Source organism: Calothrix anomala FACHB-343, assembly GCF_014696435.1.
Lineage (GTDB): Bacteria > Cyanobacteriota > Cyanobacteriia > Cyanobacteriales > Nostocaceae > Aulosira > Aulosira anomala_A.
This window is the reverse complement of the sequence record NZ_JACJQG010000017.1, coordinates 71,125-86,791: the sequence shown is the minus strand read 5'-3', so window position 1 is coordinate 86,791 and position 15,667 is coordinate 71,125. Positions and strand designations below refer to the sequence as shown.

11 protein-coding genes are annotated in these 15,667 nt (G+C 41.8%); 6 read left to right on the top strand and 5 right to left on the bottom strand.

Going from position 1 to position 15,667, the window contains the following annotated elements; translation table 11 throughout:
- Positions 1-188 precede the first annotated feature (188 nt).
- On the bottom strand, positions 189-899 hold the full coding sequence (locus tag H6G08_RS12110) for a tetratricopeptide repeat protein (protein WP_190542326.1): 711 nt from the start codon (positions 897-899) through the stop codon (positions 189-191).
- Positions 900-1,288: 389 nt separating this feature from the next.
- Positions 1,289-3,259 (bottom strand): acetate--CoA ligase, encoded by a 1,971-nt coding sequence (acs, locus tag H6G08_RS12105; RefSeq protein WP_190542323.1) that lies wholly within the window; start codon positions 3,257-3,259, stop codon positions 1,289-1,291.
- Positions 3,260-4,789: 1,530 nt separating this feature from the next.
- Here acs and H6G08_RS12100 point away from each other — a divergent pair.
- The 4 genes from H6G08_RS12100 (at position 4,790) to H6G08_RS12085 (ending at position 11,197) form a co-directional block, all read left to right on the top strand.
- Complete coding sequence (locus tag H6G08_RS12100; RefSeq protein ID WP_190542320.1) at positions 4,790-6,100, top strand: AAA family ATPase; 1,311 nt, start codon at positions 4,790-4,792, stop codon at positions 6,098-6,100.
- A 98-nt stretch (positions 6,101-6,198) separates the two neighbouring features.
- Entirely contained in the window at positions 6,199-10,326 is a 4,128-nt protein-coding gene (locus H6G08_RS12095) for an nSTAND1 domain-containing NTPase (RefSeq protein ID WP_190542317.1), read from the top strand.
- Positions 10,292-10,456, top strand: a complete 165-nt coding sequence (locus tag H6G08_RS12090) for a hypothetical protein (protein ID WP_190542314.1) — start codon at positions 10,292-10,294, stop codon at positions 10,454-10,456. Before H6G08_RS12095 ends, H6G08_RS12090 begins: the two co-directional genes overlap by 35 nt.
- 552 nt (positions 10,457-11,008) lie before the next feature.
- The gene (locus H6G08_RS12085; RefSeq protein WP_190542311.1) at positions 11,009-11,197 is read left to right on the top strand and encodes a hypothetical protein; all 189 of its coding nucleotides are present in this window, start codon (positions 11,009-11,011) and stop codon (positions 11,195-11,197) included.
- On the opposite strand, the gene H6G08_RS12080 is transcribed toward H6G08_RS12085, so the two are convergent.
- Positions 11,164-11,463, bottom strand: a complete 300-nt coding sequence (locus tag H6G08_RS12080; RefSeq protein WP_190542308.1) for a type II toxin-antitoxin system RelE/ParE family toxin — start codon at positions 11,461-11,463, stop codon at positions 11,164-11,166. The genes H6G08_RS12085 and H6G08_RS12080 overlap by 34 nt on opposite strands.
- Complete coding sequence (locus tag H6G08_RS12075; protein WP_190542305.1) at positions 11,460-11,729, bottom strand: type II toxin-antitoxin system ParD family antitoxin; 270 nt, start codon at positions 11,727-11,729, stop codon at positions 11,460-11,462. The genes H6G08_RS12080 and H6G08_RS12075 overlap by 4 nt, the downstream gene beginning before the upstream one ends.
- 375 nt (positions 11,730-12,104) lie before the next feature.
- On the opposite strand from H6G08_RS12075, the gene H6G08_RS12070 reads away from it, so the two are divergent.
- Entirely contained in the window at positions 12,105-12,830 is a 726-nt protein-coding gene (locus tag H6G08_RS12070) for a MeeY/MeeF family manganese export membrane protein (protein ID WP_190542304.1), read from the top strand.
- Between the two features lie 114 nt (positions 12,831-12,944).
- Here the strand turns inward: H6G08_RS12070 and ndk are convergent, their stop codons facing one another.
- Positions 12,945-13,394, bottom strand: coding sequence for a nucleoside-diphosphate kinase (gene ndk / locus H6G08_RS12065; protein WP_190542300.1), 450 nt, complete (start codon positions 13,392-13,394; stop codon positions 12,945-12,947).
- Between the two features lie 230 nt (positions 13,395-13,624).
- Here ndk and speA point away from each other — a divergent pair, with 230 nt between their 5' ends.
- On the top strand, positions 13,625-15,643 hold the full coding sequence (gene speA, locus H6G08_RS12060; protein WP_190542298.1) for a biosynthetic arginine decarboxylase: 2,019 nt from the start codon (positions 13,625-13,627) through the stop codon (positions 15,641-15,643).
- Positions 15,644-15,667 lie beyond the last annotated feature (24 nt).

Here is a 15,667-nt window from a genome sequence, read left to right as displayed (position 1 = left end):
TGCATATATTGGGTGGGCGTCTCGCCCGCCCACAAGAAATCTACAATTTCAGATTATGCAAAATAGATGTGGTTTAGCTTAAATCATGAATTATAGTTGGATGAAATTAGGGGTTTAGCAATGCTAAACCCCTACAAAAATGTATTTTATTTTTCCTGGCATTCAAATGAAGAATTACAAATTTGATATCAAGATAAACCTGGATTATCGGAATCTTTGATTTTTTGCAAAATTTGTTCTACTTGATAAGCTTTTTCGGTTCTATTTTGCGATTTGAAGATATCTAAAGCTTTTGTCAAAGAAGCAATAGCCTCATCTTTTTTATTTATTTGCCAAAGTGCTAGTGCTAAATTAGTCAGACCATCTCCATAAGTTGGATTGATTTCTAAAGCTTTGCGATATTGACTAATAGCATCATCCCAGTGAGCTTGACTGGCGTGAACAATCCCGATTCCATTGTAGGCTAAGGCATATTTTGGTTTGAGACGAATGGCTTCTTGATATGCAGTTATAGCTTCATCAGATCTATTTTGGCGAAATAGGACATTTCCTAGTTGATAATATCCAAAGGCGTCATCGGGAAATCTTTTGAGGAATTTACGCAAGCTTTCCTCTGCACCTGTAAAATCGCCTTGACTCAATAAATTATTAGCTTGCTGAATAAATTGCGATCGCTCGCGAACAATGGTGTCTTCCTGAACCTGTGCTATTTTTAACTCTTGGCTATTAAACTTTGGCTGTGTGGTTAATTTGTCAGCCGCGAATTTCGGATTATGTAAAGAATCTTGTGCAGTTACAGCAAATACTGATGGTGAAATAGAAATTGCAGTTATGATGCTCAGTGTTATGTAACTAAGAGGTTGAACAAATACTGATTTAGATTGGTTGTTCAGCTTCATTGCCCTCAATTCCTCAACAGTGTTCTAATTCTCATAATAAATTGAGGTGCGTTAGCTCATCACAAACGCACCTCAATTAAAATTGACTGGGGATCGCGTATTAAATGTTCCACGGTCAGTAGTACAGACGCGATTAATCGCGTCTGTACAATTGTCAGTTGATGGTTGACGGTTGACTGTTGACTATTGACCGAGACAATTTTGGATTTTAGATTTTGGATTTTGGATTAAATCTAAATCTAGAATCCAAAAAATGGTTTCAAGCCTCTCCGTTTACGGAGAAAAACCAAAAAATTCAATATTTAAGCCTCTCCATTAATGGAGAGGTTAATCCAAAATCGTAAATCCAAAATCTAAAATTGATTGACTATTGACTATTGACTATTAAATTATGCTCCTTCGCGTAATTTATCTAGGACGCTGCGATCTTCTAGGGTTGAGGTGTCGCCGGATACTTCTTGACCGGCGGCGAGGTTTCGGAGTAAGCGGCGCATGATTTTACCCGATCGCGTTTTGGGTAAGGCGTCTGTAAAGCGGATTTCACCGGGACGGGCGATCGCCCCAATTTCTTGGACAACGTGGCGCTTGAGTTCTTTGCTTAAATCTTCACTGGCTTGATAAGTACCTTCTAAGGTGACGAAAGCTACAACTTCCTCTCCTTTAAGTTCGTCAGGTTTACCTACTACTGCTGCTTCGGCAACGGCGGGGTGAGATACTAAGGCTGATTCTACTTCCATTGTCCCCAGGCGGTGTCCGGATACGTTGAGTACGTCGTCTACTCTTCCCATTACCCAGAAGTAACCGTCTTCATCTTTTCTGGCTCCATCACCAGCAAAATATGTATAGTTACCATCTTTCGGGGGTATGTGTTCCCAGTAGGTACGGCGGAAGCGTTCTGGATCGCCGTAGACTGTACGCATCATTCCCGGCCAAGGATGGCGTATTGCTAAGTAACCGCCTTGGTTGTCGGCGACAGAATTACCATCTAAATCTACGATGTCTGCAAGAATTCCAGGGAAGGGAAGTGTGGCTGAACCGGGTTTTGTGGAAATTGCGCCTGGTAGGGGTGTAATCATAATCCCGCCTGTTTCTGTTTGCCACCATGTATCGACAATTGGGCAGCGTTCTCCACCAATAACTTTATGATACCACATCCAAGCTTCTGGGTTAATCGGTTCGCCTACGGTTCCCAATAAACGCAAGGATGATAAGTTGCGGGTGTTGGGATGTTGATCGCCCATTTTAATAAATGCCCGAATTGCTGTAGGTGCAGTATAAAAAATATTGACGCCATATTTTTCAATTACATCCCAGAAACAGCCGGGATTAGATGCACGGGGCGCACCTTCGTACATTAGGGTTGTAGCACCGTTGGAAAGAGGGCCGTAAACTATGTAGCTATGTCCCGTAATCCAACCGACATCGGCAGTACACCAATATACATCTGTGTCTTGTAAATCGAAGATCCATTTTGTGGTCATGTGAGTATATAAGTTATACCCAGCCGTTGTATGCACCACTCCCTTCGGTTTGCCTGTGCTGCCAGAAGTGTAGAGAATAAATAGTAAATCTTCGCTGTCCATTGGTTCGGCGGGACAATCAGCAGATATACCTTTTTGTAAATCGTGCCACCAATGGTCACGCCCAGCTTCCATGTGTGTTTCTTGCTTGGTACGCTGTACTACTAGGACGTTTTTGACGTTGGGGACAGCGTTATTTGCTAAAGCTTTGTCTACCTGTTCTTTAAGGGGAACGATCGCATCTTTACGCCAACCACCATCAGCTGTAATTACTAGCTTGGCTTCCGCATCAACTAAGCGATCGCGCAAAGCTTCTGCACTGAAACCACCAAATACGACACTGTGAGGCGCACCAATTCTAGCACAGGCTAACATAGCGATCGCGGCTTCGGGTATCATCGGCATATAAATACCGACGCGATCGCCTTTTTGAATTCCCAGTTGTTTTAAAGCATTGGCGAACTGACAAACTTCCCGATGTAATTGCGCGTAAGTCAACGTGCGAGAATCTCCCGGTTCACCTTCCCAAATTAGCGCGGCTTTATTTTTGCGCCAGGTGTTGAGGTGTCTATCTAAGCAGTTGTAAGAAATGTTAATTTTACCGCCGACAAACCATTTAGCAAAAGGTGGTTGCCAATCTAGCACCTTGTCCCATTTTTGGAACCAGTGCAACTCAGTTTCCGCTAATTCTGCCCAAAACGCTTGCGGATCTGCTTTAGCTTTATCGTAAAGGCGTTGGTAATCTTCCAGGCTTTTAATCTGCGCGTTTTGCGAGAATTCCGCAGATGGGGGAAATAAACGTGTTTCTTGTAGGATTGATTCTATGGTGGGTTGAGACATGATTTGTATTAAATTACTGCCTGAAAACTATTCTGTACTGCAAGTTACTCAGAAATGTTTTGCTTTTCGTTAAGAAATCAGAAGTTGGGCATGGGGCATTGGGCATGGGGCATAGGAGTATCTACATCATGGGTAATTTGCGCTAGTTTGCTATTTTTATGTATAAATTCTGAAAAAAAGTTGTTAATTTTACGGTCATATTAGCTAGATGTAGGTTGGGTTGAGGCTTTGCGAAACCCAACATTTACAAGTTTTTGTTGGGTTTACATCCGGTAAGCCCAAGCTTGTATCTGAGAAATAACTGATATATAGTCATTTTTAGATGAATTTGGCTATTAGCAAGGAAATTTGGTTCTTTGCGGGGCAAAATGCGCCAGCTTTATCATTTACATATATTCAGTAGTCATTTGTATATTTTGAGTAAACAAAAAAGGCGATCGCTTTCTCATTTATCTCAATCAAGTACCCATTTTCCTGTTTTAAGTAAGCAAAAAGCCATTTCACCTACTCATTAAGCCTTAACGCCTTCTCATTTTGGTGTTTTCCGCAAGCAAAATACCATTTCACCTACTCATTAAGCCTTAACGCTTTCTCATTTTGGTAAATCGCGCACAGGTTTTAGTGTTTTCCGCAGGTAAAAAGCCATATCACTTACCCATTTCGGTAAATCGCGCACTCATTTTGGTATTTTCTGCAGGTGAAAAAGTATATTGCTGGCTCAAAAATTTCCATGTTGAACAATAAGCAGCTGTGTAGCTATGCTTTGTTGTTTTTGGCGATGCCGAAGGCGGGCTACGCCTACGCACTTATTCTTAAGGGACATCCAATTTTTTAAATACCCAAAAAATTTGTAGTGCGAGCATCTTGCTCGCTGGTATTCAAAAGCGAGCAAGATGCTCGCACTACGAAATATGGGTAATTGAATGTAGACACCTAAAAGGTAGTGACACCCAAGTTTTTGCGGATTTGTTTAGGTTCTTAGGGACTTAGGGACTTCCAAGAAATAAATTATCCAATCTTGTGGGGTGGGCAGCGTTCGACTGAGCGCTCACGCCGAAGTCTTGCCCGCCTTTGACTATGGGCGGGCGAGACGCCCACCCCACAATAAATAGTTGTATATTTTTTTATTTGGAAGTCCCTTATTTCATTTAAATCAAAACATCGCTTATCCCGAAATCCCGCCGTCACCCTCAAGGGTGCGGCTAATCGTACAAAGTCCACCTACGTGGACTGAATTCTTTAGCCCACCTTTGTGGGCTTTGTAATGAGAGCCAGTGGCTTCCAGCCTGCGGGCGCTACATCGGGTAAGCGAGAGAATCTTGTTTCAAATTGAAATGACCTAGTGTTACCCATGCCCAATGCCCAATTTTGTATAAATTCTGAAAAAATAGCTGATAATTTTACTTAAAACTCAGATTAATCATAAAATCTAGTTTAAACACTCAGTAAGTCAGCCTCATAACCCAATTATGTAACAAAAAGACTTAAAACTCTCTCTCATTCTGCCCTCTGCCCTCTGCCATCTGCCTTATGAAACTAGATTTACAAAGATTTTTTGACAGTTGCAACCCCAGTAAAACTTTAGTCTTAGAAAATCCTGAGGAACGGCAATATTATATTGATTTTGCCTCGGTGCGGGGTGGAAAGGTGATTGAAGCACTGGGGCGCACGATTACCCGCCTTGCACCTAATAAGCCGACTTGTCAGTTGTTTACCGGACATATTGGTTGCGGAAAGTCTACGGAATTGCGGCGACTGGAAGCGGAGTTAAAGCAGCAAAACTTTCATGTGGTGTATTTTGAGTCTACCCAAGACTTAGATATGGCTGATGTGGATGTGACAGATATTATGCTGGCGATCGCGCGTCAGGTAACTGAAAGTTTAGAAGCTGTAAATATCAAAATTCGCCCTGGTTATTTTAATAATCTGCTGAATGAAGTTATCGATTTTTTGCAAACGCCGATAGAGTTAAAAGCTGAAGCAGAAATTTCTCTGCCGTTGAAAATTGCTAAAATTACGGCGAAAACGAAAGATAGCCCCAAATTACGCAGCCGCTTAAGGCAATACTTGGAACCGCGCACCAATAATATTTTAGAGTCGATTAATCAAGAAGTTCTCGAACGTGCCAAGCAGGAACTCAAAGCTAAGGGTAAAAATGGGCTGGTAGTAATTATTGATAACTTGGATCGGATAGATCCACGGGCGAAAACCAGCGAGCGATCGCAACCAGAATATTTGTTTGTCGATCGGGGCGAACAGTTACGCAAACTCAATTGTCATGTGGTTTACACGATTCCTTTGGTGTTGATGTTCTCTAATGAAATTGAGGCGCTGAAAAATCGCTTGGGGGGTGGGATGGCTCCTAAAATTTTACCAATGGTACCCGTACAGCTACGGGATGGGGGAGACTATGAGGAAGGTTTAGCACTGTTGCGTCAGATGGTGTTAGCCAGAGCTTTTCCAGAAGTAAACCCTGATGACAGGTTAGCTTTAATTACGGAAATATTTGATACACCAGAAACTTTAGATAGACTGTGCCGCATTAGTGGCGGTCACGTGCGCAACTTGTTAGGCATTCTCTATAGCTGCCTTCAGGTAGAAGACCCACCTTTATCGCGGGAATGTTTAGAAAATGCTATCCGCGAATACCGCGAAGGTTTGGTATTAGCGATTACTGATGATGAATGGGAAGTACTGCGGTTAGTAGTGCAAAAACAAAGCGTCAGTGGTGAAGGAGACTATCAACTTTTACTGCGCAGTTTGTTTGTTTTTGAATATCAGGATCGACAAGGGCGTTGGTTTGGGATAAATCCGGTATTAGCGGAAGCAAAGCAGTTTTGATGGGGCATGGGGCATGGGGCATTGGGCATGGGGACAAGGGAAGGAGGACAATTGTACAGACGCGATGAATCGCGTCTCTGACAAATGACAAATGACAAATGACAAACCCAGATGATATTAATGCTCAAAATGAGCGATCGCTCTCTACTTTAATTCGAGCTATTGCCAATGCTCAAGGGCGATTTTCGTTAATTTTATTGCGCTGCAATTATGCAGGGATTCAAGAACAGATATTAGCTCAAGTCCGAGAGCGTTCTCAGTTGGATATATTGGCAATTAATCTGCCAAAGTCTGCTAATAATCTTTATTCTGTGATGACAGCAGAAGTTGGTACGGCACAACCAAATGCTGTCATGGTATTTGGGATTGAGTCAGTACATAAGTTAGATGATTTTCTGGTTTGTATTAATCGGTTGCGCAATGATTTTTTGCATGACTTTCCTTTTCCCTTGGTGTTGTGGATTAATGATTTAGTGCTGCAAAAATTGATCAGATTAGCGCCTGATTTTTATACTTATGCTGCTGTACCGATTCGATTAGCGATCGCTACTGAAGAATTATTCAATTTTCTCCACCAAGAAGCAGAGGAAGCTTTCACAAAAATCTTAGCAGCCGGAGCGGATCAATTTCTCGATAATTCAGCGCTGCATTTAGAAATGGGAGCAGGGAAACGCTTTGAAATTGAATCTGCATTAGAGGAATTAAAAAAGCGTGGGTGCGAACAACCAGAAATAGCCGCCAGCCAGCATTTTATTTTAGGGCGTGATGCTTATGGCAAAAATGAGATGGAGCGATCGCGCCAACTTTATAAACAGAGTTTAGCATTTTGGTGGCAGCAATATATTGATGAAGTTCACAACCAGGAAGCAGCAGAGTTAATTCAAAGCAATTTAGAAAAGCAAGCCTGTATACTCTTTCATCTTGGGTTGTGGTGGCGTAGATATGCAGTTTTACATCGTGCAGAATATGACAAAGCTTGTCGCTGCGCCCGCAATTATTATCAGCGATGTATTAAAAGATTGCAAAAAGCCAATCGTCCCGATTTAGCAGCTAATTTTATCAATTCCTTGGGGGAAGTTCTGCAACAATTGGGAGAGTGGGATAGGCTAGAAAAACTGGCTAAGGATGCTATTGTCTTACACAGCAAATATTACCAACCGATTAGATTAGCTAATGCTTATGCTGTTTTGTCTGAGGTAGCGCTGGCTAAATTCCAATGGAAACAAGCCCAAGAATATGCAGAAATAGCTATTAATAAAATTGCCCAAGCTTCTCAACTAGAGAATAATTGGGCGAGTCAATATTATAGAAGTTGGCATTTATTATTATTAGCTCAAAGTAAACGCCATCTGGGACAAGTGCAAGCAGCACTCAATGATTTAGAAGTTGCGAAAAGTCAATGTAAGCCTGAGTATAATCCTAAATTATATATTCGCATATTAGAAGAAGTAAGAAAATTATATTTTGAACAACATCAATATTTAGCAGCATTTCATCTCAAACAAGAACAAAGTTCTATTGAACAGCAATATGGTTTACGGGCTTTTATTGGTGCGGGTAGATTGCAGTCTCAAAAACAAGTAATTCATCCGGCTTTAGTGAGCGCAGATGAATTAAATAACTCTGTTTTAGGGATAGAGTCTGAAGCCGGAACTATAGCCCAAGAAATAGTTGCTTCTGGGCGCAAATATGATGTTGATAAATTAATTGAACGCATTAGCCGCGATGACCAAAAATTGATTGTGATTCATGGACAATCTGGCGTTGGTAAAAGTTCTTTATTAACGGCGGGATTATTACCAGCATTGCATCAAATTACTGTATTTGATGGGCGGAATATTTTGCCTGTGGTGGTGCAGGTTTATACGGATTGGGTGGGAGAGTTGGGGAGGTTGTTGTACCCCACCCCCAGCCCCTCCCCGCAAGCAGGGAGGGGGGTAAGAGAAGGGGGACAGGGGGGGATTATTGAGGAATTGCGGGGAAATGTTGAGCGTAATTTGGTGACTGTTTTAATTTTTGACCAGTTTGAAGAATTTTTCTTTAATTGTCCTAACCCTGTTGAGCGCAAAAAGTTTTGGGATTTTTTACATTCTTGTTTAGATGATTTTCATTTACCTTATGTGAAGGTAATATTATCACTGCGGGAAGATTATTTACATTATTTATTAGAGTGCGATCGCCTGACGAACCTGGGAGTTACGGAACAGGATATTCTTAATAAAAAATTTCGCTATGCTTTTGGTAATTTCACACCCTCAGCAGCTAAAGTAGTTATTCAAGATTTAACAGAAAGGTCTTTTTATTTAGAGCCAGTACTAATAGATGAATTAGTTAGGGATTTAGCAGGGGAATTGCAGGAAGTCCGCCCAATTGAGTTGCAAGTTGTTGGGGCACAATTGCAAGCAGAAAATATCATAACATTGGAGAAATATCAGCAAAGTGGCCCGAAAGATAAATTAGTTGAGCGATTTTTAGATGCAATAGTTAAAGACTGTGGTGCAGAAAATGAACGTGCAGCCCAGTTAGTTTTGTATTTGCTGACAGATGAAAACAATACGCGCCCTTTAAAAACTAAAGCTGAATTAGCGGCAGCTTTAGCAGCCGAAGCAGATAAATTAGATTTAGTATTAGAGATTTTAGTTACATCAGGGGTAGTATTTTTAATTCCCCAATCGCCTGCTGACCGCTATCAGCTAGTTCATGATTATCTTGTGGCTTTTATTCGCCAACAAAGGGATGCTGAATTACTGGCAGAATTTGAAAGCTTATTAAAAAGTCTAAACGAACAGAACAAATTAGTAGAAGCGAAACTCAACCAAGTTTTAAAACGGCGATTGCGCGAAGCTTATATAGGAGGTTTGGGCTTGACAACATTAACAATTTTAACAGGGATATTCGGCTTGCAATCATTTATTGCTAATATCAATTCCCAAATTAACGTTCTCAGTACCTCTAGTGAAGCATTGTTTGCTTCAGAACAAGATACAGACGCTTTAATTGCAAGTTTAAAAGCAGCAGGGAAACTGCAACAAACACCAAAATTTTTACTACCACCAGATACCAAAACTCAAGTTATAGTGGCATTGCAGCAAGCAGTATATGGGGTAAGAGGTATAGGAATCAAAACCTTTAAAGGTCATAGGGCTGATGTTTATAGCGTCAGCTTCTCCCCCGATGGTAAAACCATTGCTTCTGCTAGTGGTGACGGGACTATCAAACTCTGGAGTTTGGAAGGCAAAGAACTCAAAACATTCAAAGGGCATAGCGCTTCTGTTTATAGCGTCAGCTTCTCCCCCGATGGCAAAACCATTGCTTCTGCTAGTGGTGACAAGACTATCAAACTCTGGAATTTGGAAGGCAAAGAACTCAAAACATTCAAAGGGCATAGCGATTCAGTTTTTAGCGTCAGCTTCTCCCCAGACGGTAAGGCCATCGCTTCCGCCAGCCGTGACAACACGGTTATTCTCTGGAATTTGGTAGGCAAAGAACTTAAAACTTTTAGAGGGCATAGCGATTGGGTTTCTAGCGTAAAATTCTCTCCTGACAGCAAGACTATTGTTTCTGCTAGTGGTGACAACACCATCAAACTCTGGAATTTGGAAGGCAAAGAACTCAAAACCTTCAAAGGGCATAGCACTTCTGTTTATAGCGTCAGCTTTTCTCCCGACGGCAAGACTATTGTTTCTGCTAGTGGTGACAACACCATCAAACTCTGGAATTTGGAAGGCAAAGAACTCAAAACCTTCAAAGGTCATAGGCGTGGGGTTGATAGCGTCAACTTCTCTCCCGACGGCAAAACTATTGTTTCCTCCAGTGGTGACAACACCATCAAACTCTGGAATTTGGAAGGCAAAGAACTCAAAACCTTCAAAGGTCATAGTGATAGGGTTAATAGCATCAGCTACCGCAAGACTATTATTTCCTCCAGTGGTGACAACACCATCAAACTCTGGAATTTGGAAGGCAAAGAACTCAAAACCTTTAAAGGTCATAGTGATAGGGTTAATAGCGTCAGCTTCTCCCCCGACGGTAAAACCATCGCTTCTGCTAGTGCTGACAAAACGATAATTCTGTGGGATTTGGATTTAGATAATCTTGTGGTTTTGGGGTGCAATTGGTTGCAAGATAATCTAACTAATCATTCTGAGACTTTAGCAGAATTACAACTATGCCGAAATAAATCTATACCTAATGGCAGCAGCACCAACTTTAGTTACCCAAGGTGAGAAGTTAGCCAGCGTCAGTAAATTTGATAAAGCAGTTGCCAAATTCAAACAGGCTAAGGAATGGAACCTTCAATTAGACATTAATCCAGAGGCAAAAGCAAAAGAATATTTTGTGAAGCAGAATAACTAGCCAGCATAGTAGTTATAAAGCAATATGGTTCAGTTAGCCTCAAAAAACTGATTTGGTGTAGGTTGGGTTGAGGGACGAAACCCAACATTTTCGGCGCTTTGTTGGGTTGAACGAAGTGAAACCCAACCTATAGGAATCCTTAACTGAACCGTATTGAGTTATAAAGAGCTATTTCAGCCTATAGATGTTTTAGGTAAAAGACAAGGCTGATTGCTTAGTCAAAAAGCGCCAGCTTTATCATTTACACATATTCAGTAGTCATTTTTATATTTTGTGTAAACAAAAAAGGCGATCGCTTTCTCATTTATCTCAATCAAGTACCCATTTTCCTATTTTAAGTAAGCAAAAAGCCATTTCACCTACTCATTAAGCCTTTTCGCTTTCTCATTATTGTGTTTTCCGCAAGTAAAATACCATTTCACCTACTCATTAAGCCATATCGCTTACTCATTTCGGTAAATCGCGCACTCATTTTAGTGTTTTCCGCAAGTAAAAAGCCATATCACTTACTCATTTCGGTAAATCACGCACTCATTTTGGTGTTTTCCGCAAGTGAAAAAGTATATTGCTGGCGCAAAAATTGCCATGTCTGACAATCAACTGCTATGTAACTACGCTTTTTCGTTTTTTGCGATCGCCCAATCTCGCGAAGCAGAAAGCGTAACAGCAAAGCAGCTTGTCGTTAGACATCGCCTTTATGTAACAGCCTATTCTGAAAACAACGTCTCTAAATCACGGTAGCCACTTACTACCCGCACAACTTCAATTCCTTCTGGAATCTGACGATAAAATATCAAATAATCATCAACAGGAAAACTGCGCAGAGAAGGGAAAAGTTCATCTCTTTTACGCCCCATACTGGGAAAATTTGCTAAATTTTTACACTTATCATTTATTTTTTTGAGAAAGCGCTCTGCTGCATCGAAACTACTGTTATCAGCAATTAAGTCAATAATACTCTCAATATCTCGACTCCCTGGAGCCGTAAACTTGCAAATATTACTCATTCACCTGCCTGTTGACGACGCTGCTGTAGCTTTTCGCTAATATGCCTAAAAACTGTTTCTCCATCAACAACCTCTCCACGCTCAGAGGCTTCAATCCCAATCATAATTTCTCTTTGCAGTTCCTCAAACCGACCTTTGTAAATGCGTTCTCGTTCTTCTAAAAGTCTGATACCAGCAAGAATCACTTCCTCAGATGAGGCGTATTTACCAGTTGCAACCTGACTTTGAATGAACTGCTCAAGCTCGGTTGTTAAGGAAATATTCATAGACTATTACCATATTTTCGGCTCATTTTCCCATTTTAAAAGCAATCTGTAACGCTAAAGAAAGAATAGCGATCGCTCTCATTACCCAAAATTTTCAAAACCCATCAAAGCCTATTTGTCAAGAGACTTGAGATACATTTAGGTATTTTTCTCCTTGATTTATGAGGAGTTTTTTTAAGAAAATGTTAAGACTGCTAATGTGTCATGCTACACTCAACAGACCCTACCTGACCTGTAATGGCGTCAATGCTAGAGTCTTTTGAATCGACTACAGCCAAGTTAAGCTGAATATAAGGTAGCAAATTGTTGCGCTTTTGAAGATGAAATTCGCACTTTGCTGTTAATTTTTAATTTTCCCTGCTTGAGATACTTGGAATGCTAGACAAAATTTTTGATTATCTTCATTTTCACTTTAGCGTTGAAGCTCCCATAGTTTTGCTAATCCTGGTTTTTCTAGAAGCGGTGCTATCTGCTGATAATGCGATCGCCCTCGCTGCGATCGCCCAAGGATTAGAAGATAAAAAGCTTGAGCGTCAAGCCCTAAATTTTGGTTTGGTAGTTGCCTATGTGCTACGGATTACATTAATCCTCACCGCTACTTGGGTACAAGATTTCTGGCAATTTGAACTACTGGGTGCGGCTTACCTACTGTGGCTAGTATTCCAACATTTCACATCCCAAGAAACAGATGAAGAAAATCACCATCACGGGCCGCGGTTTAATTCCTTGTGGCAAGCAATACCAGTAATTGCCTTTACAGATTTAGCATTTTCTTTAGATAGCGTTACAACTGCGATCGCCGTTTCCCAAGAAAGATGGTTAGTCCTCACCGGCGCAACTATAGGCATTATTACCCTGCGCTTCATGGCCGAGTTATTCATTCGCTGGTTAGATGAATTTGCAAACTTAGAAGACGCAGGCTATATTACAGTCGCCTTTGTCGGTTTGCGTCTCTTATTAAAAGTAGTGAACGATAGCCTAGTCCCACCAGAATGGTTAATGATTACCGCGATCGGTCTTATCTTAGCTTGGGGATTTTCCAAACGTACAGAAATTGAAGCACCCCAAGAACTAACAGAAAAAAGTGAAGTAAGGAAATAGGGAATGGGGCATTGGGCATTGGGCATTGGGCATTGGGCAGAGACGCGATTAATCGCGTCTCTACAATTGTCATTTCTTTCCCCCTGCTCCCTGCTCCCTGCCCCCTGCCCCTAACTACTCGTGCAACCAGGGAGTTACAGTAGGTTGCCAGTTGACTAATTCTTCATCCTTAAACCACAGAGCAACTTCTTTTTGCGCTGTTTCCGGAGCATCGGAACCGTGAATGATGTTACGCCCGATATTGATCCCCAAATCGCCGCGAATTGTTCCGGGTTCGGCGTTGAGGGGGTTGGTAGCACCAATCAATTTTCTTGCCGAAGCAATGACACCTTCACCTTCCCAAACCATCGCTACAACGGGGCCGGAGGTAATAAAATCTACTAAGCCGGCAAAGAAAGGTCTTTCGCGGTGAACGTCGTAATGTTGTTCAGCTAATTCTCGACTGGGTTGTAGTAGCTTCAAACCCACCAGGGTAAAACCTTTTTTCTCAAAGCGACCGATAATTTCGCTTACCAGTCCGCGCTGTACACCATCGGGTTTAATTGCCAAAAATGTGCGTTCCAAAGCTATCTCCGAAAACTTAATAAATTTTTCCAGATCAATTGTCCTCTGTCTGCTCTCCTTTATCCTTAACCTTTTGTTGATACTCTCAATAGTTAATGAATAATGATGAGTCACAGATAACCCTTGACCAATCAGAGTTTATCTCAGAAATTATCACTGGGTGCATATGCGATCGCAAATGAATGCGTTAAATTGAAAATTCGTGGGTGAAACACAGAGGTCAGGAATCAATGGGTCTTGAGTCAACTGCTACATCAGAAGAGATAGTTAAGCTGCCGTCTAATGGACACAAACTAGAAGTGAAACACCAGAAGCCGAAAAAGCTGTTAGCCCCTAGTACTAGTACAGATGATTCGCCGCGCTCTTGGAAAATTGAAGACAGCGAAGCCCTGTATAGAATTGAAGGTTGGGGACAGCCTTATTTTTCCATCAATGCGGCTGGTCATGTCACTGTTTCTCCCAAAGGCGATCGCGGCGGTTCTTTAGATTTGTTTGAATTGGTTAACGCTTTGAAGCAGCGCAATTTAGGGCTGCCAATGTTGATTCGTTTTTCAGACATTTTAGAAGACCGGATTGAGCGATTAAATGCTTGTTTTGCGAAAGCGATCGCTCGCTATAACTATCCTGGTGTTTACCGAGGTGTATTTCCCGTCAAGTGCAACCAGCAACGCCATTTAATTGAAGATTTAGTCAGGTTTGGCAAGCCCCATCAATTTGGTTTAGAAGCTGGTTCCAAGCCGGAATTAATGATTGCTTTGGCGATATTGGATACCCCAGGCGCATTGTTAATTTGCAACGGCTACAAAGACCAAGAATACATCGAAACAGCAATGTTGGCTCAAAGACTCGGACAAACACCAATTATTGTCTTAGAGCAAATTGAAGAGGTTGATTTAGTCATTGCCGCTAACCGCCAATTGGGTATTAAACCTATCTTGGGAGTACGGGCGAAACTCAGTACCCAAGGTATGGGACGCTGGGGAACTTCCAGCGGCGATCGCGCTAAATTTGGTCTAACTATGCCTGAGGTAATTGAGGCAGTTGACAAGTTACGGGAAGCTGATTTGCTCGATTCCTTACAGTTAATGCATTTTCATATCGGCTCGCAAATCTCAGCCATTAATGTAATTAAAGATGCCATCCAAGAAGCCAGCCGCATTTACGTTGAGTTGGCAATGCTGGGTGCTGACATGAAATACCTCGATGTCGGCGGTGGCTTGGGTGTAGATTACGACGGTTCCCAAACCAACTTCTACGCCTCGAAAAATTACAACATGCAAAACTATGCTAACGACATCGTAGCCGAGTTAAAAGATACCTGTAGCGAACGGCAAATTCCCGTACCAACACTGATTAGTGAAAGCGGCAGAGCGATCGCTTCCCATCAATCCGTGCTAATTTTTGACATTCTCAGCACTAGCGATGTCCCCCTCGATCCCCCAGAACCACCCGAAGAAGGTGAATCCCCCATCATTAATTACCTCTGGGAAACTTACCAATCAATTAACAAAGAAAATTATCAAGAGTTTTACCACGACGCCGCCCAATTCAAAGAAGAAGCCATCAGCCGCTTCAACTTAGGCATTTTGCGTCTCAGAGAACGCGCTAAAGCCGAACGCCTTTACTGGGCTTGTTGTCATAAAATTCTTAACATCACCAGACAGCAAGAATACGTACCCGACGAACTGGAAGACCTAGAAAAAATCATGGCTTCCATTTACTATGCGAATTTATCTGTGTTTCAATCAGCACCCGATTGTTGGGCAATAGACCAACTATTCCCGATCATGCCCATACACCGTTTAGACGAAGAACCACTTCGTCGGGGAATCTTAGCAGACTTAACCTGCGACAGTGACGGCAAAATCGACCGCTTTATTGATTTACGTGATGTCAAATCTGTTTTAGAACTGCACACCTTTAAACCAGGGGAACCCTATTATTTAGGCATGTTCCTCAGTGGCGCTTACCAAGAAATCATGGGTAACTTACACAACCTATTTGGCGACACTAACGCAGTTCACATTCAATTGACCCCCAAAGGGTACCAAATTGAGCATGTCGTCAAAGGCGATACCATGAGTGAAGTGGTGAGTTACGTACAGTACGACTCTGAAGACATGGTAGAAAACATCCGCCAACGTTGCGAAAAAGCCCTAGAGGAAAAGCGCATCACTCTCGCCGAATCTCAACGACTCCTACAAACCTACGAACAAAGTCTCAGAAGATACACATATTTGAATAGCTAGTCAAAAAGTCCAAAGTCAATAGTC